Annotated in this window: 20 protein-coding genes; 11 read left to right on the top strand and 9 right to left on the bottom strand. The window is 48.1% G+C overall.

The genetic code is table 11. From position 1 onward, the window contains the following. The coding region (locus ACTHUT_RS05700; RefSeq protein WP_440418696.1) for a transporter associated domain-containing protein at positions 1-572 on the top strand (572 nt) is incomplete at its 5' end. Between the two features lie 63 nt (positions 573-635). On the opposite strand, the gene ACTHUT_RS05695 is transcribed toward ACTHUT_RS05700, so the two are convergent. After that, on the bottom strand, positions 636-1,739 hold the full coding sequence (locus tag ACTHUT_RS05695; protein ID WP_250599703.1) for an anhydro-N-acetylmuramic acid kinase: 1,104 nt from the start codon (positions 1,737-1,739) through the stop codon (positions 636-638). Between the two features lie 153 nt (positions 1,740-1,892). On the opposite strand from ACTHUT_RS05695, the gene ACTHUT_RS05690 reads away from it, so the two are divergent. Beyond that, positions 1,893-3,467 (top strand): inorganic phosphate transporter, encoded by a 1,575-nt coding sequence (locus tag ACTHUT_RS05690; RefSeq protein ID WP_250599705.1) that lies wholly within the window; start codon positions 1,893-1,895, stop codon positions 3,465-3,467. A gap of 347 nt (positions 3,468-3,814) precedes the next feature. Here ACTHUT_RS05690 and ACTHUT_RS05685 read toward each other — a convergent pair whose 3' ends face one another. The 3 genes from ACTHUT_RS05685 to secA all read right to left on the bottom strand — a co-directional run bounded on the left by ACTHUT_RS05685 (position 3,815) and on the right by secA (position 8,356). Next, entirely contained in the window at positions 3,815-4,252 is a 438-nt protein-coding gene (locus tag ACTHUT_RS05685) for a ProQ/FINO family protein (RefSeq protein ID WP_250599707.1), read from the bottom strand. A gap of 117 nt (positions 4,253-4,369) precedes the next feature. Beyond that, positions 4,370-5,470, bottom strand: coding sequence for a chorismate synthase (gene aroC, locus ACTHUT_RS05680; protein WP_250599709.1), 1,101 nt, complete (start codon positions 5,468-5,470; stop codon positions 4,370-4,372). 132 nt (positions 5,471-5,602) lie between these two features. Beyond that, positions 5,603-8,356 (bottom strand): preprotein translocase subunit SecA, encoded by a 2,754-nt coding sequence (secA, locus tag ACTHUT_RS05675; RefSeq protein WP_250599711.1) that lies wholly within the window; start codon positions 8,354-8,356, stop codon positions 5,603-5,605. A gap of 154 nt (positions 8,357-8,510) precedes the next feature. On the opposite strand from secA, the gene ACTHUT_RS05670 reads away from it, so the two are divergent. The 8 genes from ACTHUT_RS05670 to argF all read left to right on the top strand — a co-directional run bounded on the left by ACTHUT_RS05670 (position 8,511) and on the right by argF (position 14,947). Beyond that, on the top strand, positions 8,511-8,933 hold the full coding sequence (locus ACTHUT_RS05670) for a DciA family protein (protein WP_250599714.1): 423 nt from the start codon (positions 8,511-8,513) through the stop codon (positions 8,931-8,933). Positions 8,934-9,224: 291 nt separating this feature from the next. Then, positions 9,225-9,794 (top strand): azurin, encoded by a 570-nt coding sequence (gene azu / locus ACTHUT_RS05665; RefSeq protein WP_250599716.1) that lies wholly within the window; start codon positions 9,225-9,227, stop codon positions 9,792-9,794. An 85-nt stretch (positions 9,795-9,879) separates the two neighbouring features. Further along, positions 9,880-10,389, top strand: coding sequence for a hemerythrin domain-containing protein (locus ACTHUT_RS05660; protein ID WP_049329511.1), 510 nt, complete (start codon positions 9,880-9,882; stop codon positions 10,387-10,389). Positions 10,390-10,423: 34 nt separating this feature from the next. Then, complete coding sequence (locus ACTHUT_RS05655; RefSeq protein WP_250599718.1) at positions 10,424-11,044, top strand: glucose-6-phosphate 1-dehydrogenase family protein; 621 nt, start codon at positions 10,424-10,426, stop codon at positions 11,042-11,044. A gap of 112 nt (positions 11,045-11,156) precedes the next feature. Next, the gene (gene dapE, locus ACTHUT_RS05650) at positions 11,157-12,290 is read left to right on the top strand and encodes a succinyl-diaminopimelate desuccinylase (RefSeq protein WP_250599720.1); all 1,134 of its coding nucleotides are present in this window, start codon (positions 11,157-11,159) and stop codon (positions 12,288-12,290) included. A gap of 108 nt (positions 12,291-12,398) precedes the next feature. Further along, the gene (locus ACTHUT_RS05645; RefSeq protein WP_250599722.1) at positions 12,399-12,884 is read left to right on the top strand and encodes a hypothetical protein; all 486 of its coding nucleotides are present in this window, start codon (positions 12,399-12,401) and stop codon (positions 12,882-12,884) included. A gap of 168 nt (positions 12,885-13,052) precedes the next feature. Further along, on the top strand, positions 13,053-13,808 hold the full coding sequence (locus tag ACTHUT_RS05640; protein ID WP_250591234.1) for a methylated-DNA--[protein]-cysteine S-methyltransferase: 756 nt from the start codon (positions 13,053-13,055) through the stop codon (positions 13,806-13,808). A gap of 143 nt (positions 13,809-13,951) precedes the next feature. Continuing rightward, entirely contained in the window at positions 13,952-14,947 is a 996-nt protein-coding gene (gene argF, locus ACTHUT_RS05635) for an ornithine carbamoyltransferase (RefSeq protein WP_250599724.1), read from the top strand. Positions 14,948-15,046: 99 nt separating this feature from the next. Here the strand turns inward: argF and ACTHUT_RS05630 are convergent, their stop codons facing one another. The 4 genes from ACTHUT_RS05630 to hemN all read right to left on the bottom strand — a co-directional run bounded on the left by ACTHUT_RS05630 (position 15,047) and on the right by hemN (position 18,569). Then, positions 15,047-16,033 (bottom strand): TraB/GumN family protein, encoded by a 987-nt coding sequence (locus ACTHUT_RS05630; RefSeq protein WP_070749358.1) that lies wholly within the window; start codon positions 16,031-16,033, stop codon positions 15,047-15,049. A gap of 38 nt (positions 16,034-16,071) precedes the next feature. After that, on the bottom strand, positions 16,072-16,317 hold the full coding sequence (locus tag ACTHUT_RS05625) for a DUF1289 domain-containing protein (RefSeq protein ID WP_049329517.1): 246 nt from the start codon (positions 16,315-16,317) through the stop codon (positions 16,072-16,074). Between the two features lie 366 nt (positions 16,318-16,683). Next, a complete protein-coding gene (locus ACTHUT_RS05620; RefSeq protein ID WP_070749357.1) occupies positions 16,684-17,016 on the bottom strand; it encodes a hypothetical protein in 333 nt (110 codons plus the stop codon). Positions 17,017-17,147: 131 nt separating this feature from the next. Further along, entirely contained in the window at positions 17,148-18,569 is a 1,422-nt protein-coding gene (hemN, locus tag ACTHUT_RS05615) for an oxygen-independent coproporphyrinogen III oxidase (protein ID WP_250599726.1), read from the bottom strand. Positions 18,570-18,730: 161 nt separating this feature from the next. Here hemN and fnr point away from each other — a divergent pair, with 161 nt between their 5' ends. Then, positions 18,731-19,465 carry a fumarate/nitrate reduction transcriptional regulator Fnr gene (gene fnr / locus ACTHUT_RS05610; protein ID WP_039862092.1) on the top strand — a complete coding sequence of 245 codons (735 nt, stop codon included), beginning with the start codon at positions 18,731-18,733 and terminating at the stop codon, positions 19,463-19,465. 86 nt (positions 19,466-19,551) lie between these two features. Here the strand turns inward: fnr and ACTHUT_RS05605 are convergent, their stop codons facing one another. After that, a complete protein-coding gene (locus ACTHUT_RS05605) occupies positions 19,552-20,502 on the bottom strand; it encodes a CysB family HTH-type transcriptional regulator (RefSeq protein WP_440418697.1) in 951 nt (316 codons plus the stop codon). Between the last annotated feature and the right edge of the window lie 35 nt (positions 20,503-20,537).

Raw genomic sequence — 20,537 nt, 5'->3', positions numbered from 1 at the left:
CGTATAGCCGTTTGTTGGTTGTCGGTAAGGCAGGTGTAGATGAGCCTTTGGGCTATATCAGTAAAAAAGATTTGCTGAACCAGCTGCTTGAATCGGGAGAAATCAATATTCAGACGGCCTTGCGCCAACCATTGATTTTGCCGGATAGTACGACGGCGTTGAATGCGATTGAATTGTTCCGTCAAAGCAGCGCGGATTATGCGTTGGTGGTGGATGAATTTGGCGCAGTGTTGGGTATGGTGACCATGAAAGATTTGTTGGAAACCATTGCCGGTGAATTCCCCGAAGAGTTTGAGCGTGAGGAAGAAGAAGCTGTTCCGGCCAGTCAGGATGAAACGCTGTCTGTGGATGGTGCATTGGAGTATGTGGAATTGGCTTCTCAATTAAATCTGCCTGCTCAAGAGGAAGATGCGGACTTCCATACCGTTGCCGGCTTGATTATGGAGGAATTGCAAAGTATTCCTGATGTGGGCGACTTCATCGATTACCATGGCTGGCGTTTTGAAGTGGTTGAGAAGGATGGACAACGGATTGCCCGTGTAAAAATCAATCGTTTGCCAGAAGAAGAATAAGTAAAGGCTAATATAGTAAAGGCCGTCTGAAAATGTTCAGACGGCCTTTTTATTTATTCAACTTTAGTTGCCGTAATGTCCTGAGCCTAAGATTCGGTGTGAATGTGCGCCGGTTGCATGGTGGGGATTACTTGGGACCTGATTGCACCAACAGGCTGCAAGCCAGGCAAAAGCGGCTGCTTCGACCCATTGCGGATCAAGATGGAGTTTGGCTGTGCTGTGCAATTTGGTGTTGGGAGAAAACAGGGTTTCCAAGTCTTGCATCAAAATCGGATTGCGGATGCCGCCGCCGCAGATATAAAGATTATGAATCGCCGGAGCAGCTTGTTTAGTCGCATCAAAAATGGTTTGTGCAGTATAAAAGACCAATGTGCGTATCACATCTTCCGGCTTTTCATTACCTTTCAGACGGCCTTGAAGCCAGCTTAGGGAAAACAACTCTCGGCCTGTACTTTTCGGATAAGGGCGGCTGAAGTAAGGATGGTCGAGCAGGGAAGCGAGCAGGTCAGGGAGGATTTCGCCTTGTGCGGCTTTTTCCCCATTTTTGTCGTAAGGCTGCTGCCAAATATGTTGCATCCATGCATCCATCAACATATTGCCGGGGCCGGTATCGAAGCCGAAAGAAGGGTTGTCGGGCGGGAGGATGCTGATATTGGAAATGCCGCCAATGTTGAGTACGGCACGGGTTTCATTCGCATCTTGAAACAGCGCTTCGTGAAAAGCAGGGACGAGGGGCGCACCTTGACCGCTGCAGGCAAGGTCACGGCTGCGGAAGTCGCCGATCGTGAAAATGCCGGTCAGTTCGGCCAATAGTGGGAGGTTGACCAGTTGAATGCTGTAACCGTGTTCAGGCGCATGGCGGATGGTTTGTCCGTGGCAGCCGATTGCGGCAATGTCTTTGGCCGACAGGTTTTGTTCTGCCAATAGTTGCTGGACGGTTTGGGCGTATAGGCGGCTGAGTGTTTGAGCCAGGATATTGCTTCTGTGCAATTCATTTTCGCCTATATTTTGCAGTGCCAACAATTCTTGGCGCAGGCCGTCTGAATAGGGTAAAAAGCTGTGGGCAACGGCGCGTTGCCATTGCTTGCCTTGCATTTGAATCAGTACGGCATCGGCGCCGTCCATGCTGGTTCCGGACATGATGCCGATATAGTATTGGGGTTGCATTTCGGTTACAGAAAGAGAAGGTAAAATGACATTTTAACGCCTTTTGACGTTTTTACGGGAATTTCGGCATTTAATGTAAATAGTTGGTGCAAGAAAGATTACAAAAAGGTTAAAATAACGCGACTCAACATGTTTTCCAAAAGGAAACTTTCCATGGCTCAAACTCAGTCGAGTGCGAACTTGAAGCTGATTAATACGGTTTTTGCCGCTATGCTTGTGAGCATGGTCGGCTATTTTATTTATTGGGGCTTGGGTTATACCCACTACAACCACTCCGGCCTGTTTATCCTTGCTACCTTTTTCGGTGTCTTCATGGCGTTTAATGTGGGTGGTAACGATATTGCCAACTCTTTCGGTACAAGTGTCGGCTCCGGCACATTGACCATTCCGCAAGCTTTGTTGATTGCGGCAGTATTTGAAGTCAGCGGCGCAGTGATTGCCGGCGGCGAGGTAACAGATACCATCCGTAAGGGTATCGTCGATTTGAATGGCATGCATCTTGATCCGATGCAGTTTGTCTTTATTATGATGTCTGCGCTTTTGGCTGCGGCATTGTGGTTGCTTTTTGCATCGCATAAAGGTCTGCCGGTTTCTACGACACATGCCATTATCGGCGGTATCGTCGGTAGTGCTCTGTGTATGGCGGCATTGAACGGTGTGGATTCTGTTGCGTTGATTCAATGGGACAAGTTGGGCGAAATTGCCTTGTCTTGGATATTGTCTCCGGTTTTGGGCGGCATCGTTTCCTATCTGTTGTTTTCACGAATTAAGAAAAACGTTTTGGACTACAACTCTTGGGCCGATAATACGCTCAAAGGCATCAAGCTGGAGAAGAAAACCTATAAAGAAGAGCACCGCCTGTTTTTTGAAGCCTTGAGTGAATCTGAAAAAGTCGAATACGCCACCAAAATGGCGCATGATGCCCAAATCTATGATGAGCCGGACTTTGATCCTGAAGAATTGCAGTCTGAGTATTATCGCGGTCTGCACCGCTTTGACAGCCGTAAGGGTGAAGTAGATTCTTATAGAGCCCTGCATTCTTGGGTGCCGTTTATTGCTTCTGTCGGCGGCATGATGATTGCGGCAATGTTGATTTTCAAAGGTCTGAAAAATCTGCATTTGGGTATGAGCAACGTCAACAGCTTCCTGACCATTTTCATGATTGGCGCGGCTATTTGGATGGGTACGTTTGTATTTGCCAAAAGTTTAAAACGCAAAGATTTGGATAAATCGACTTTTCAAATGTTCTCATGGATGCAGGTATTTACCGCTTGCGGTTTTGCATTCAGCCATGGTGCGAACGATATTGCCAATGCGATTGGTCCGTTTGCCGCAATTATGGATGTGTTGCGTACCAACAGCATTACTGCTCAAAACGCCGTGCCGCCGATTGCCATGTTGACTTTCGGTATCGCTTTGATTGTCGGCTTGTGGTTTGTCGGCAAAGAAGTGATTAAAACCGTAGGCACCAGCTTGGCAGAAATGCACCCCGCGTCAGGTTTTTCTGCTGAGCTTTCTGCTGCTGCCGTCGTGATGGCCGCATCATTTATGGGCTTGCCTGTTTCCAGTACCCATATCTTGGTGGGTGCAGTTTTGGGTATCGGCTTGGTTAACCGCAATGCCAACTGGAGATTGATGAAACCGATTGGTCTTGCTTGGGTTATTACCTTGCCTGCTGCTGCTGTTTTGTCTGTTGTCAGCTATTTGGTTTTGCAAGCAGTGTTTTAATTGATTATTTGATTTAAAAAGGCCGTCTGAAAGATAGATTTCAGACGGCCTTTGCTTATTTTTGTAAGGGGTAGATTTTAGTTTATTTTAACGATGCATAAATCATGTTGTTCAATGTTTGAACTGATACAAGAATAATCAAGGTAATAGGGAAATACCTTATTGGGAATAGCTTAGAAAAGATTTTGGTTTCAAAACTTGGCTTGGTGAGGATATAAACAAAGCTATTTTTAATCAGCCTACTATAAGGTTAAGGCAATAAAAAGCCCCAATCCATCGACGTTTAAGTGTCGTATTGAACTGGGGTTTTTTCTATTTAGTATGGGCCTTATCAGGCCGTCTGAACATTATTCAGCAGCTTCGTTGGTCTCGGCTTGTGTAGGAGCAGTTTCTGCTTCAGCGGTAGCCTTAGCGGCTTGGCGTTCGGCTTGTGCAGCCAATGCCTGTTGAACGGCTGGGTGCTGTTGGGCGATGGTTTGTTCTTCTGCGCTGACTTCGCCTTTGAAGCGGTTGTTCAAGTCAAAACGTTTGCCGCCGCGAGCCAGGGCTTTCAGATAGCGCGGACGGCGGCAGTGGTTGGCCAGTACGCGTGCAATCAGTGCAGGGTCGTATTGGGGCAGGGCGGCAACCAAGTCTTGGTCGATACCGACGGCCAACGGTTTGAATCGTTTGAATACATCATATTTGCCGTAAATGTGGTCGGCAATCATGTCTGTCTGTTTTTTCTTGCTCATGGTTTGGACGGCAGATTTCAGCGCAGCGCCCAAAGCGGTTTCTTGTGCCATTGCGGTTGTATTCCTCTAATATAAATCCGTATTTTTGTCATACGGCAATAAGGTGCTATTGTAGTATAAAGACTGTGATTTGGCTAAATTTTTCTGAGAATATTCAGAAATAAATGGTTATTTTTCCAATTTGGCAATGTCCGGTGTATTTACCTGAACGTTGGCATTTTGCGCACGATGGCGTAAGACGTGGTCAATCAATACCAAGGCCAGCATGGCTTCTGCAATCGGGGCGGCGCGTAATCCGACGCAGGGGTCGTGGCGGCCGTGTGTGGCAAGTTCGACAGAGTCGCCCTCTATATCAATGCTCCGGCGCGGTGTGGCGATGGAACTGGTCGGTTTGATGGCAATATTCACATGGATATCTTGTCCTGTGCTGATGCCGCCCAAGATGCCGCCTGAGTGGTTGGATAGAAAACCTTGAGGTGTGAGCTCGTCTCCATGCTCGCTGCCGCGTTGCATTACGCTATCAAAACCTGCACCGATTTCCACGCCTTTGACGGCATTAATGCTCATCATGGCATAGGCAATTTCTGCATCGAGGCGGTCAAAAACCGGTTCGCCCAAGCCGATAGGGACGTTGGCTGCTTCGATATGAAGTTTTGCGCCGACAGAATCCAATGATTTGCGCACGCTGTCCATATAGTTTTCCAAGCCCTCAATTTGGCTTTGGTTTGCTGCAAAAAAAGGATTTTGGGAAATGTATTCGTAGCCTTCAAACTGGATTTCTTTTTCACCGACTTGGGTAACGTAGGCGGTGATTTCCGTGCCGAATTTTTCTTTCAGCCATTTTTTAGCGACTGCTCCGGCGGCAACGCGGGCAGCGGTTTCGCGGGCGGAACTTCTACCGCCGCCGCGATAGTCACGTGTACCGTATTTATGCCAGTAGGTGTAATCGGCATGACCGGGACGGAAGCTGGTGGCGATATTGCCATAGTCTTTGCTGCGTTGGTCGGTATTGCGGATCAGGAGGGCGATGGGTGTACCGGTGGTTTTGCCTTCGAATACGCCGGAGAGGATTTCGACTTGGTCGGCTTCGCGGCGTTGGGTAACGTGGCGGCTGGTGCCGGGTTTGCGGCGGTCAAGGTCAAACTGGATATCCGCTTCGCTCAATTCTAATCCGGGCGGGCAGCCGTCGATAATGCAGCCCAAGCCTGCGCCGTGGCTTTCGCCGAAAGTGGTAACGGTAAAGATTTGTCCGAAGGTATTGCCTGCCATAGGGATACTCTTTTGAAATTGGGTTTGGAAATTTTTTGCTTGTTTGGATAATTCTCAGGCCGTCTGAACAGATGTGAGAACGAAATCAAAGATTCTTGTTTCACCGTTCAGACGGCCTTTTGAGATGACTGCTTAGTTCAATTTACCGTGGCACTGTTTGTATTTCAGGCCGCTGCCGCAAGGGCAAGGATCGTTGCGGTGAACAATCAGGCCGTTTTGTGCAAGCGCTTCGGGGCTGAAGTCTGTGCCGTCAGGATCGAACGCTTCTGTAACCAAATCGGTTTGCGATTGGCCGAGCAATTCTTCCATATCAGGCGCATCGGAGTGGACGGTTTGAACATCGCTGACGCTTTGTGCGGCAGTGTGGTCGTATTCGCTGTTGCGCTCGATTTGAACGGCGGTCAGCAAAGCGGCAATGTTTTGTTTGATACTGCGCCACAGGTTTTCAAACATGGCGAAAGCTTCGCGTTTGTATTCCTGTTTTGGATTTTTCTGAGCATAGCTGCGCAGATGGATACCTTGGCGCAAGTAGTCCATAGCGGCGAGGTGTTCGCGCCATTGGTTGTCGATAACTTGCAGCATAACATTGCGTTCGAAGTCAGACATAGCCTGTTTGCCGACCAATTCGACTTTTTCGGCATACTCGTCTTCGATGCGCTTGATGAGGCGTTCTTTAATGTCTTGGTTGTCCAAAGTGCTGTCTTCTTTCAGCCAGCCTTTAATATCGACATGCAGGCGGAAATCGGCGGCAAGTTGGTGCTCCAGTGCCGGAATGTCCCATTGTTCTTCCATGCTGTCAGGTGGGATATGGTAATCAACCAAGTCGCTGATAACGTCGGCGCGGATTTCGCGGGTCAAATCGCTGACGTCTTTGCTGGTCAGGATTTCGTTACGTTGATGGTAAATCACTTTACGTTGGTCATTGGCAACGTCATCGTATTCCAAAACTTGTTTACGCATATCGAAGTTGCGGCCTTCGACTTTACGTTGTGCGCCTTCGATTTGACGGGTCAGCAGACCGTGTTCGATGGCAACGCCGCGCTCAGGTGCCAGGCGGTTGAGGATGGCGGCGGCACGGTCGAGTGCAAAGAGACGCAATAATGGGTCTTCAAACGACAGATAGAAACGGCTGGAGCCGGGGTCGCCCTGACGGCCCGCGCGACCGCGCAACTGGTTGTCGATACGGCGGCTTTCGTGGCGTTCTGTACCGATAATGTGCAAACCGCCTGCGGCCACAACTTGGTCATGTTCGGCTTGCCAACCGCTTTCAAGGGCGGAAATTTGCGCTTGTTTTTGCTGTTCGCTCAAGGTTTCATCGGCATGGATGGCTTCGATTTGATGTTTGAGGTTGCCGCCCAAGACAATATCGGTACCGCGGCCTGCCATGTTGGTGGCAACGGTAATTGCGCCGACTTTACCGGCTTGAGCGACAATTAATGCCTCGCGCTCGTGTTCTTTGGCGTTCAGAACGTTATGCGGCAGACCTGCTTCGTGTAACAAGCGGGAAACCAGTTCGGAGTTTTCGATGCTGGTTGTACCGACCAAAACCGGTTGGCCGTTTTTGTGGCATTCGGCGATGTCTTTGACGACGGCTTCGAATTTTTCTTCGGCTGAGCGGAAGATTTGGTCGTTGAAGTCTTTACGTTGTACAGGACGGTTGGTCGGGATGATGACGGTTTCGAGGTTGTAAATGCTTTGGAACTCGAAGGCTTCGGTATCGGCTGTTCCGGTCATACCGGACAGTTTGCTGTACAGACGGAAGTAGTTTTGGAAGGTAATGGATGCGAGCGTTTGGTTTTCGCGTTTGATTTCTACGCCTTCTTTGGCTTCAACGGCTTGGTGCAAGCCTTCGGACCAGCGGCGGCCGGCCATCAGACGGCCTGTGAATTCGTCCACAATCACGATTTCGCCGTCTTGAATGACGTAGTGTTGGTCTTTGTGGAACAAGGTGTGTGCGCGCAATGCAGCCATGAGGTGGTGCATCAGGGAAATATTGGTGGCAGAGTAGAGCGAATCGTTTTCCTGCAATAAGCCCATTTGGGTCAGAATTTGCTCGGCGTGTTCGTGACCGGTTTCGCTCAGGATAACTTGGTGTGCTTTTTCATCTACCCAGTAATCGCCTTCGCCTTCTTCGGTTTCTTGGCGGATAAGTTGGGCAGGAACGGCATTCATCACGCGGTAGAGCTGGATGTTGTCATCCGCCTGGCCGGAAATAATCAGTGGCGTACGCGCTTCGTCAATCAGAATGGAGTCCACTTCGTCGACAACGGCAAAGTTCAATTCGCGCTGAACTTTGTCGTATTGGTCGGTCACCATATTGTCGCGCAGGTAGTCGAAACCGAATTCGTTGTTTGTGCCGTAAGTAATGTCGGCACCGTAAGCAGTTTGGCGTTCGAAAGGTTGCAAATCGGCTACGATTACGCCGACGCTCAAGCCTAGGAAGTTGTACAACGGCTCCATAATGCTCGCGTCACGGGAGGCGAGGTAGTCGTTGACGGTAACGACGTGTACGCCTTTTCCTGACAATGCATTCAGGTAAACAGCAAGGGTGGCCACCAAAGTTTTACCTTCACCGGTACGCATTTCGGCGATTTTGCCGTTGTGCAGGACCATACCGCCGATCAGCTGTACATCGAAGTGGCGCATGCCCAATACACGGCTCGATGCTTCGCGGCAGACGGCAAAGGCTTCGACCAAGATGTCGTCCAGGCTTTGTCCGTCGGCGAGACGTTGTTTGAATTCGGCTGTTTTAGCTTGCAGTTCTGCATCGCTCAATGCCTGCATTTGTTTCTCAAGTGCGTTGATTTTGGCAACGGATTTACGATATTGTTTCAGCAGGCGGTCGTTGCGGCTGCCGAAGATTTTCTTAGCAATGTTTGTCAGCATGAATAATTCCTGCGCCTTGATATAATAGTGGGCGAAACTGGAATTTTAACACAAGCGCTTGTATAACGCGGTAATGCTGTTTGAAATAAAGGCGGTTTTGCTGTATTTCAATTGTAATTGTTTGGTTAATTTACTGAGAGGCCGTCTGAAATATATGGATTTAGCACAATTAGGCAAGCGCGATCATTTATTGGCGGGCTTGTTGCAACAATCGCAACAATGGCGGAAATTGGATGCAAAAATCAAAACAGTTTTGCCGGCCAACCTGCATCCGCATTTTCAGACGGCCTGCGTAGAAGACGGAAGATTGGTCTTGCTTGCCGCCAACAATATGGCTGCTTCGCGCTTGAAAATGATCCTGCCAGCTATGTTGCCCAAGTTGCAAACATTGCATGCAGGCGTCAGGGAAGTGGTGGTCAGGGTAGTCCCTAAGCCTCCGGTTCAGCTGAAAACCAATAGTTTGCGATTGAGCGAGGCAGCTTTAGACAGTTTTAATGAGGCAGCAGCCAAATTGGAAGGTAAACATCCCGAATTGGCGGCGGCATTGGCAGAATTGGTACGCAAGCATAGCCGTTAAAATTATGTTAAATGAGATTATAGTTAATAAATGTTAAAACTTATATCGTTCGGCTGATAGTATCTAATACCAAAGAAATACGACCTAGAAAGTATCTGTTTTCTTTTAGGTAAACTGATGTAAACTTGGCTTGAAACTTTGATTTCGTGTGAAGTTTGTAGCAAAATAACGCCTGAATTTCACATCACTCTATGCGGATAAATTTTAGTTTGGCGTTTGCCTTTTATTAATATATTCGTGTGGTGCTATTAATAGAACTTAACAAAACTCTCATCATTAGGAGATACATCAATGAAAGCTTATCTAGCTCTGATTTCCGCTGCCGTTATCGGCTTGGCTGCATGCTCTCAAGAAGCTGCAAAACCTGCTGAAGCCCCTGCCGCTTCCGAAGCTGCCCCTGCAGAAACTACTGCACCTGCTGATGCAGCTCCTGCTTCTGAAGCCGCTCCGGCCGACGCTGCCGCTGCTCCTGCTGCCGGCAACTGCGCGACTACTGTTGAAGCCAACGACGCTATGCAGTTCAACACTAAAGAAATCCAAGTAAGCAAAGCTTGTAAAGAATTCACCATCACCCTGAAACACACCGGTACCCAACCTAAAACCAGCATGGGTCACAACATTGTCATCGGTAAAGCTGAAGACATGGACGGTATTTTCAAAGATGGCGTTGGCGCAGCTGACACTGACTACGTCAAACCTGATGATGCACGTGTTGTTGCCCACACCAAACTGATCGGTGGCGGCGAAGAATCTTCTTTGACTCTGGATCCAGCCAAACTGGCTGACGGCGAATACAAATTCGCTTGCACCTTCCCAGGTCACGGCGCTTTGATGAACGGTAAAGTTACTTTGGTTGACTAATCCGCCTAAAGCTCGAAAACAGACAGCCTGCCTTGCGCAGGCTGTTTTGTTATAATCTGGAAACATTAATTTAAGAATAAAACCTATGAATCCGTTTGAAACCAAAAGCGTTACTTTTGCCGAACCCATTGAAATGCTGTATGCCTGCCACGGCAAAGTGCGCCGTTTCTGCAATCAGGTTGCTATGTTGTCGGACTATATCGCCGAAAACGGCTGTAATCAGGTTGTTTTGCAAACCATCCGCCAAATTGCCCAGTATTTCAACGTTGCCGCGCCGTTACACCACGAAGATGAAGAAGAAAACTTCTTTCCGCTTTTGTTGCAATATGCGCCGCAAGCTCAAGAAAGCGTTGACGAGCTGTTGCGCCAACATATTAGCCTGCATAGCAACTGGGACGGCGTAGAGGCTGAATTTGCCAAGCTTGAAGCGGACAATGCCTATATCCCTGATGCCGAAGCATTCAAACGTTTTGTCGCAGGATATGATGTTCATCTGGCAATTGAAGAGCCACTGTTTGATATGGGCAAAACCTTTATCCCCAAAGAAAAATTGACCGAAATCGGCGAAATTATGGCCGCACGCCGCCGCAAATAAGGCCGTCTGAAACAATCGTCTCAAGGAATACACTATGCTGACCCCAAAAAGTTGCGATTTGTTCAATATCCCTTTTTTCCAGTTTTCCCAGCTTAAAAAATACCAGCCTGAAAGCATTCCGCAAATCAAGGCAGACTATAAAGAAAACTGGCAGGTATGGCAGCAGCTGATCCAGCAGGTTGCCGCCGAATTGGGTGCGCCGTTTGCGCCGCCGCATATCGAACGCTGGTGTAACGGCTGGCAGGTGCGCGCTCATTTCTTTGCCTATTTCAAATACGAACAATATAAAAATTCCGCAGCGATTTTATCGATTTTGCTGAATCGCCGCCGTTTAAGTGTCAGCTTGGACTGGCATTGCTATAAAGCCGATGTTTCCCCCATTGCGCTGCCTGATTACAACCGCTGGCTGGATAATTTTGATACTGAAAAATACGCTTCCTTCGATATGTGGCATGGTGCGGAAAGCGAATATGACGATTATCGTATCGTCGCCCAACAAAGCGACGGCGATAGAAAGCTTCGAGACGACAAAGATTTCTTCTGTATCGGGAAACATATCGAACGTGATGATTTGGGCAAGCAGGATGTCGTGAAATGGATAGTGGAAACAGTGGAAGACTTACTGCCGCTTTACGAAGCTTGTCATGGAAAATAACTCAGAATACCGAAAGGCAGACTGCCTATTCAGTATCTTCAAATAAACTCAAGGCCGTCTGAAAATCATATTCAGAACGTTTCAGACGGCCTGTTTCTCAAAGTGAACAAATATGACCGAAACCCAATCCCTAGAGCTTGCCAAAGAGCTGATTTCCCGCCCGTCCGTGACGCCGGATGACCAAAACTGCCAACAACTGCTGGTCGAACGCCTGCAGAAAATCGGTTTTGCCGTCGAAGAGCTTCATTTTGGCGACACCAAAAACGTTTGGTTGCGCCGCGGTACTCAGGCTCCGGTGTTCTGCTTTGCCGGACATACCGACGTCGTGCCGACAGGCCCTGTTGAAAAATGGGATTCGCCACCGTTTGAACCGACCGAGCGTGAAGGCCGTCTGTATGGCCGCGGCGCGGCGGATATGAAAACCAGCATTGCCTGTTTTGTTACCGCCTGCGAGCGATTCGTTGCCGAAAATCCCAATCATCAAGGCAGCATCGCGCTCCTGATTACTTCGGACGAAGAGGGTGATGCGCTGGACGGTACGACCAAAGTCGTCGATGTGTTGAAAGCGCGCGGCGAGTTGATTGATTACTGTATCGTCGGTGAACCGACTGCCGTGGATAAATTAGGCGATATGTTGAAAAACGGCCGCCGTGGCTCGCTGTCGGGCAATCTGACCGTCAAAGGCAAGCAAGGCCATATTGCCTATCCGCATTTGGCAATCAATCCCATGCATACTTTTGCCCCGGCCTTGTTGGAGCTGACGCAGGAAGTTTGGGACGAGGGCAACGAATACTTTCCGCCGACCAGTTTCCAAATTTCCAATATCAACGGCGGCACAGGCGCGACCAACGTGATTCCGGGCGAGCTGAACGTTAAATTCAATTTCCGTTTCTCCACCGAGTCCACCGAAGAAGGGCTGAAACAACGCGTTCACTCCATTTTGGACAAACACGGCGTGCAATACGATTTGCAGTGGTCTTGCTCAGGCCAACCGTTTTTAACTCAGGCAGGAAAACTGACCGATGTGGCGCGCGAAGCCATTGCCGAGATTTGTGGCGTTGAGGCCGAATTGTCCACCACCGGCGGTACTTCGGATGGACGCTTCATCAAGGCCATTGCCAAAGAACTCATCGAGTTAGGCCCGTCCAACGCGACCATCCACCAAATCAACGAAAACGTACGTTTGGACGATATTCCGAAGCTGTCGGCAGTGTATGAAGGTATGTTGAAACGTTTGTTGAAGTGAAAAAGGCCGTCTGAAAACGGCAGAAAGGGTATTGCCCCATCAAAATTGGCATACATTGGGGCAATGCTTTGACTGTCATTAATCGATTTCTTCACTAAAGGTTTCCCCATGCCGAAATTTATCTCTGCCCTTGTTGTATTGGGATTGTCATTGTCTTTGACAGGTTGCTTTGAGTCCAAACCAAAGCCCCCGGTGGTTTCAATCAGTCAAGGAAAAATTTTAGAAAAAAATGTGCTGGTGGGATTGTGGCATATTGACGAGTTACTCATGGATGCGCCCCAAAACGCATATTATCTCAGTCGGGCAGAAACAGCCGGCTCTGACAATCACATTTATGGAAAGCACATTGAGTTTGATAAGGACGGCAGGTTTAGCAGCAGTTATTCAGCAGAATACGGTAATGAATGTTTTCCGCATTCAGAAGGTCTTTATCGATTTGTAAGTGATGACGAAGTGATTCTGCAAGCGACTAAGGTTGAGCAAAGAGGCTATTGTGGAGAAAACGGAGAGTTTAAAAAGAGTGGCGAGTGGGTCTTGGGAAAATTTAAGATAGAAAAAGACAAAGAGTTTGTTGTTTTAAAGAAAATTCTATAATTCCAATTTTTGGATTTTATGAATTTTTGGGGCGAGTTTCATTGATAAGGTAGGTGGAAACTTCCAGCCAACCTGCGCATAAGTTTTAAAGCCGCCGTACCGGATGGTGGAACTTATCATTCATCGAGTAATTGGTTGGTGTTTGTTGATTATCGGGAGTAAATGCAGATGATTACTCTGCCTTTTTTAAACAATCTTCCATCAAAGTGGAATGAAATCCGCGAGCAGTTGGAAACCGACTTTTCTGCCGACCTCGAAGCCTTGCTGCACGAGCGTCTTACTGAACACGAAGCCAAGCAGTTCGAGCAGGATTTTATTGACTGTATCGGTTGTACGCCTGAGGAATATGTCCGTATCCGCCGAGCTATCCGGCTGTTGGAAACACGTTATCCAGATAGTCCAAACGAACTGACTGTTGCCGCGGTTGCTACGTCCTTGGGCGAGATGTTGGCGGTGTTTGGTAGCAAGGGTTTGTGTCTGCTGGAATTTGTCGGGCAGAAACATATGGAACAGGAAATCATGGCTGTCCAAAAAGCTTTGCGCGGGCAGTTTATTTTCCAAGAAAATGAGCAAACGCAACTTTTGCGCCAAGAATTGGATTTATACTTTCAAGGCCGTCTGAAAGTTTTTGCGACACCTTTGGAAACGATAGGTACAGCCTTTCAACAGCAGGTGTGGGATGCGCTGCTGACCATTCCTTACGGTGAAACGCGCAGCTACAAGGAGCAGGCGCAACAGTTGGGTAATCCTAAAGCCATTCGTGCCGTTGCCGCTGCAAACGGACAGAATAAGGTGTCTATCCTGATTCCCTGCCACCGCGTTATTGGCAGCGACGGTAAACTGATCGGCTACGCAGGCGGCTTGAACCGCAAACAGTCGTTGCTTGCCTTGGAGCGAGGCGAAGTTCAGACGGCCTTGTTCTGAGTTTTGATAGAGGATAAGGGGCCGCGCTTCGGGCAGGCTTCGCACGTTAAAAAATTGAGTAGCAGAAGGTCGGGGAAGCCCGGAAAAATCTGCATGGAGAAAAATGTTGGGCAACGCCCACGCTAGAAAAAGAGAAATAAGACATGAGCCTGAAAAACCGCCATTTTCTAAAACTTTTGGATTTTACGCCGGAAGAAATTACCACCTATCTCGACCTTGCCGCCGAATTGAAAGCTGCTAAAAAAGCAGGGCGCGAGGTGCAGCGTATGAAGGGAAAAAACATCGCCCTGATTTTCGAGAAAACATCGACCCGCACCCGTTGCGCGTTTGAAGTGGCCGCACGCGACCAAGGCGCAGGAGTAACTTATCTGGAGCCTTCTGCCAGTCAAATCGGGCATAAGGAAAGCATTAAGGATACGGCGCGTGTTTTAGGGCGGATGTTTGACGGTATTGAGTATCGCGGCTTTGGGCAGGATGTAGTGGAAGAGCTGGCCAAGTATGCAGGCGTGCCTGTGTTCAATGGTTTGACCAACGAGTTCCACCCGACCCAAATGCTCGCCGATGCGCTGACGATGCGCGAACATAGCGACAAGCCTTTGAACCAAATTGCGTTTGCCTATGTCGGCGATGCGCGTTACAACATGGCCAATTCGTTGCTGGTGTTGGCTGCAAAACTGGGCATGGACGTGCGTATCGGTGCGCCGAAAAGTTTGTGGCCGTCTGAAAACATTATCGAGACGGTACAGGCTGTTGCCAAAGAGACCGGCGGACGGATTCTGTTGACGGAGAATGTGAAAGAAGTCGTAAAAGGCGTGGATTTTATCCATACCGATGTGTGGGTCAGCATGGGCGAGCCTAAAGAGGCTTGGCAGGAACGTATTGATTTGCTGAAAGGTTACCGAGTTACGCCTGAGCTGATGGTGGCGGCGGAAAATCCGCAAGTCAAGTTTATGCACTGTCTGCCTGCTTTCCATAATCGCGAAACCAAAGTCGGCGAATGGATTTATGAGACATTCGGCCTGAATGGTGTGGAAGTAACGGAAGAAGTCTTTGGAAGCGAAGCCAGCATTGTGTTTGATCAGGCAGAAAACCGGATGCATACGATTAAAGCGGTGATGGTAGCGGCATTGGGCGATTGATTGTTACGCTCAACATTGCTTACTGCTTCATTTAATAGAGATTAAATAAAGGCCGTCTGAAAGAAAGACTTTCAGACGGCCTTGTTGTTTGATTGGGATTTATTGCCAAATCAGGACTTTGGGTTCGGGCGTTACTTGATAGCCTTCTTGACGCAATAGTTCGATTAAGCCTTTTTCGCTGGGTAAATGGGCAATGCCGACAGCAAAGAGGGTGCTTTGTTTGGCGGATTGCTTGCGGATTTCAGGCAGCCATGCCAAGTTACGCCGAATCAGGAGGTCGTTTTTCAGCCAATCGGACATGGCTTTGGCGTATTTGGTATCAACAAGTTTGAGGGTGCGTTGTTCGGTTTCTTCCAAAAGTGGGATGAGTTCTTCAAAGCGGCCGTCTGAATAGGCTTGATGGAGTTTTTTGATATCTTCGGTTTCTTCTTTATTGGTTTTAATACTGGCTTTCAGAAAGTTGAGCATGGTTTCTTCAGGCTGGGCTTTGAAGATCGCGGTAACATCATCCAAACTTTCTAATGAACCACGCGGCTTATTGATGTCGGCGGCTGCGTTGGTCAGCAACATATCTGCACCGGTTTCTGAGCTATACCCTTTGGGAAATGTACTGCCGGCAAAAATGAATGCCGCCCATGGATGGAGTTTGTCGGCAATTTGGGCGATGGGTCGGCTTTCTTCATTTTGTGAATAGATTTCTTGTAAAAGACGGAAATCTGTTTTGCCGAGCTTGCGGCTGAGCGGTTCGGTACTCATGACTTCTTTGAAGTATTTTTGATACATTTTTTTCGTTTCCGGACTGCTGTCCGGCAATGGGTCAACTTCTGTGGTCAGTTGGTCGGTGGATTGCAATAGTTTGACTGCATCGGAAGACAGGGTTTGATGGGTTCGTCCCATGTGGATGGTGCCGAGCAGGTAGGAATCAGGTTGGCCTTCTTTGCTGATTTTCCAAACATTGCTGGTCAGTTTAGGCTGCTGCCAGTTAAGTTCGGCAGGTTTGCTTTCGGGTGAAGTTGCGGCGGGTTTGCAGGCACCCAAGGCAAGGGCGGTCAATGGCACAAGCAGGCAGGCGAGCAGTTTTTTCATGTTTTTCCTTATTGTGGTGTGCGGTAGGCAAGGGCGATTTAGAAATCGAGCAGGTTTTGAACCGGATGTTCACCCGTTTCGGGTTTTTCCATTTTGCGGTTGCGGATTTTGGCCTTCCTGAGGGACAGGAGGTGCATGACTTGATGCTTTTGGCTGTCGGTCATCTGGAGCCAGTACAAGCGCTCTTCCCGACTGCGCAGACAGCCTTTGCAATAACCTTTGGCATTGGCTTCGCAGACACCTATACAGGGACTGGGGATGGGGAAAAAATCGGGTTGTTCCATATTTTAAAAGCGTTTGAGATAAGAGACCGGACAAACCGAAATTTCAGACTGCATTCGTATTTGTCTAAACACGGCAAGTGTATCCGGTAGGATTCCTACCAATATCCAATTGAGTTGGTCATTTCAATAAGTTTATATCTGCCACCCTAGGCATAAAAACCCTAAGAGAAACCATAAATATATCGCAGATTATATCTTGTACTGCAATGGTATCGTATCGATTCCAAACGAGGGAGCAAAGTGTACAGTAAGGTCTTCAAGAACAATTACGGTATGTTTGGCAGAATCATGTTTTAATACAAATCTGGAGTTCCTCTATATTTTGATTTTCAGACGACCTTATGCCTAGCTCCAACTATTTGCACTTTATGACTTAATCAGTTTGCGTAAAGACTGGTTGTTGTATTTGATATCGGCAATCATTCGGTCGTATTGATGCATTCTACGGAGTGAGCGGGTAATCAGATAGACCGAGAAAATAATCAAACTGATGTTCATCAGACTGACCAGTGAGAGCAAAGGCCAAACATCGACGGCTTCGTACCATTTCGATGTCGCAATCAGTGCACTGAAAATAGACAAAGGGAGTGCGAAAACGGCAATGCCCGTACGCATGATAGCAAGTGCCGTGCGTTTTTCAGCAAGGAGAAGCTGCACTTGATTGATGCTGAGGATATCGTTTTGCTGCTCGGTAATCATAGGATACGCGCCTATACAAATTAACTTTGAATCCTGATAAAGCGGGAAATATGGTTTTATGTTACCCGAAAGTATTGAAAATAAAAACAAAGGTCATCTGAAAATTTTCAGACGACCTTTTCTATTCCTATTTATACGGTTTGCGAGTATTTGGCTTTGGTTTCTTTATGGCGCAGATGGTAGTCGAACACCATGGCGATGTTGCGGATCAGGAAACGGCCCTTCGGCGTAACAGTCAGACTGTGTGGTTTGAGACGGACCAAGCCGAGGGTTTCCAGTTGCTTCATATCTTCCAGTTCGGCTGCAAAATAGCGGCTAAACGGAATGCCGAACACGCTTTCATAAATTTGATAATCAAGCGAGAAGCGGCACATTAAATCCTGAATGATGTTGCGGCGCAGGATGTCGTCTTGATTGAGCTGGTAGCCGCGCATAATCGGCAGATGTCCGGCATCGAGTGCGGCGTAATAGGCATCGATGTCGCGCTCGTTTTGGGAGTAGGTGCTGCCGATTTTGCCGATAGAGGAGACGCCGATCGCTACCAAGTCGCAGTCGGCATAGGTCGAATAGCCTTGGAAGTTGCGTTGCAGGAAACCTTCTTTGAGGGCGATGGAGAGTTCGTCGTCAGGTTTGGCAAAGTGGTCCATACCGATGAAGACATAGCCGCGCTCGGTCAGGGTTTGAACGCAATATTGCAGCATATCGAGTTTTTCTTCGCTGCCGGGAACGACATTGGTGTCGATACGGCGTTGCGGTTTGAAGATATGCGGCAGGTGGGCGTAGTGGTAGAGGGCAAGGCGGTCGGGATCGAGGGATAAGACCGTATCGATGGTGGTTTTGATGCTTTCGGTGTTTTGGTGCGGCAGGCCGTAAATCAAATCGACGCTGACCGATTTAAACCCGGCTTCACGCGCGGCATTAATCACTTCTTTGGTTTCTTCGTAGCTTTGAATGCGATTGACGGCTTCCTGCACTTTAGGGTCAAAGTCTTGAATACCGACACTCATGCGGTTGAAACCGAGTTTGCCCAGTTTGAGGACGGTTTCGCGGCTGACTTTGCGCGGGTCGATTTCGATGGAGTATTCGCCGTTTGGAATCAGCTGGAAGTATTTACGAATCATGTCGAAGACGCGTTCGAGTTGGTCGTCGCTCAGGAATGTGGGCGTGCCGCCACCGAAGTGCAGCTGAGCGAGCTGGTGTCTTCCGCCCAAATGCGGTGCCAGCAATTCCATTTCTTTTTCCAGATACTGGATATAGGCATCAGCACGGCTTTTGTCTTTGGTAATGATTTTGTTGCAGCCGCAGTAGTAGCAGATGGTATTGCAGAAGGGAATGTGGATGTAGAGCGAAAGGGGTTTGTTGAGCACCCCAATGTTACGCAGGCTTAAAGCTTGGATATATTCGGCTTCTTTAAAGCCTTCATGGAAGCGGTCGGCAGTCGGGTAGGATGTATAACGGGGACCGCTTGATGGCAAACTGGCAATCAATTCACGATCGAATTCCGGTAATTCGTTGTTTGTGTTGGTGTTATTCGAGATGGGGATGATTTTCATGGTTGGGCTTGTAGTATAAAGTAGGGAAATTAGGGAAAATTTTAGTCAAAATTTCGATAGTTTGGTAGAATGCCTGATAATGATATGCCAACTTTGACTTGGGTCAATAGTTATTCGGCTTCATCAGGGATTTATAGAACTATGCAGATTAAGGGTGCGTTATGGCTACACACAATGCAACACATCAAATGAAAACCTTGTGTTCCACATGTTCTTTACGCGAACTGTGTTTGCCTGTCGGACTAATGCCTAACGAATTTTCACAATTGGACGCGGTTATTCGTCAAAGCCGCCGTCTGAAAAAAGGTGAATACCTGTTCCGTGCCGGCGAGCCGTTTACCTCTTTGTTTGCCATCCGTGCAGGCTTCTTTAAGACAACAGTCGCCAGCCAAGATGGACGAGATCAGGTAACCGGCTTTTTTATGTCTGGCGAGCTGATCGGTATGGATGGGATTTGTTCCCATATTCACAGCTGTGATGCTGTGGCTTTGGAAGACAGCGAGGTATGCGAGCTTCCGTTTACACATATTGAAGAACTCGGTCAGGATATTCCCAGCCTCCGCTCCCACTTTTTCCGCTTGATGAGCCGCGAAATTGTCCGAGATCAGGGCGTTATGTTGCTTTTGGGCAATATGCGCGCTGAAGAGCGATTGGCGGCATTCTTGCTCAACCTGTCTCAGCGTCTCTATTCACGAGGCTTCGCCGCCAATGATTTTATCTTACGGATGTCGCGTGAGGAAATCGGCAGCTATTTGGGACTGAAACTGGAAACAGTCAGCCGCACCTTGTCTAAATTCCATCATGAAGGCTTGATTTCGGTTGAACACAAGCACATCAAAATCTTAGATGCGACAACCTTGAAGAAAATGGTTTCCGGTTGTTCGCACGCTATCTGAATCTTAGGCCGTCTGAAATATTTCAGACGGCCTTTTTAACAAGAATTAAAGAATAATTGTTAAGTTACGAAAGTGATAGTCAGATATCAAATTGAAAAATCTTCAACAACCGGCGTGTACAGAATGCGGTCGACTACTTCTCTAGTCAGTTTCGGTGCAAACATCTGGATAAAGTCATACGCGTAACCACGCAGGTAGGTATCGGTGCGTAAGGCTATCCAAGTGGGTGACGGTTCAAATAAGTGTGCCGCATCAATAAGTTGTAAATCTTGATCGACAACGGGATCGTACGCCATTTTAGCCATCAAACCAACGCCCAAGCCTAAGCGGACATATGTCTTCAATACATCCGTATCGGCAGCCGATAAGGCAACATCAGGTTGCTCAATATGCGCTTTATTAAATGTACGCGCGATACTGCTGCCGGAATTAAAAGCAAATTCGTAAGTAACCAGCGGAAAAGAAGCCAAATCTTCAAGGCTTAAAGGATTGCGGCAGTCCAAAAGAGGGTGGTCGTGCGGAACAATGACGGCATGGTTCCATTCATAGCAGGGCAGTTTGCCCAACTCGGGATGATCGTCAATGCGTTCAGTAATAATTGCCAAATCAGCTTCGCCGCTGCTGACCATTTGCGCGATGGCAGAAGGGCTGCCTTGTTTGATGGTCAAATTGACTTTAGGGTAGTTTTTGACAAATTCCGCAACGATTTTGGGCAAAGCATAACGCGCCTGGGTATGCGTTGTCGCTATGGTCAGCGAGCCGCTGTCATGATCGGTAAACTCGCTGCCGATATTTTTAATGTTTTGTACATCACGCAAAATCCGTTCCGAAATCTCTAATACGGCTTTACCCGGTTGCGAAACGGAAACCACACGTTTGCCGCTGCGGATAAAAATTTGGATACCCAATTCTTCTTCAAGCAGGCGGATTTGTTTGGAAATGCCGGGCTGGGATGTGAAAAGCGCATCGGCGGCTTCGTAGACATTCAGATTGTGTCGGTAAACCTCAAGGGCATAACGTAATTGTTGCAGTTTCATGGTAGCAGTACCGGATACGTTGTTAATGTGGATTT

This window comes from Neisseria sp. P0022.S010 (assembly GCF_051956635.1).
Note: the sequence above shows the minus strand (reverse complement) of the source record. Positions and strands in the feature narration are given on the sequence as shown.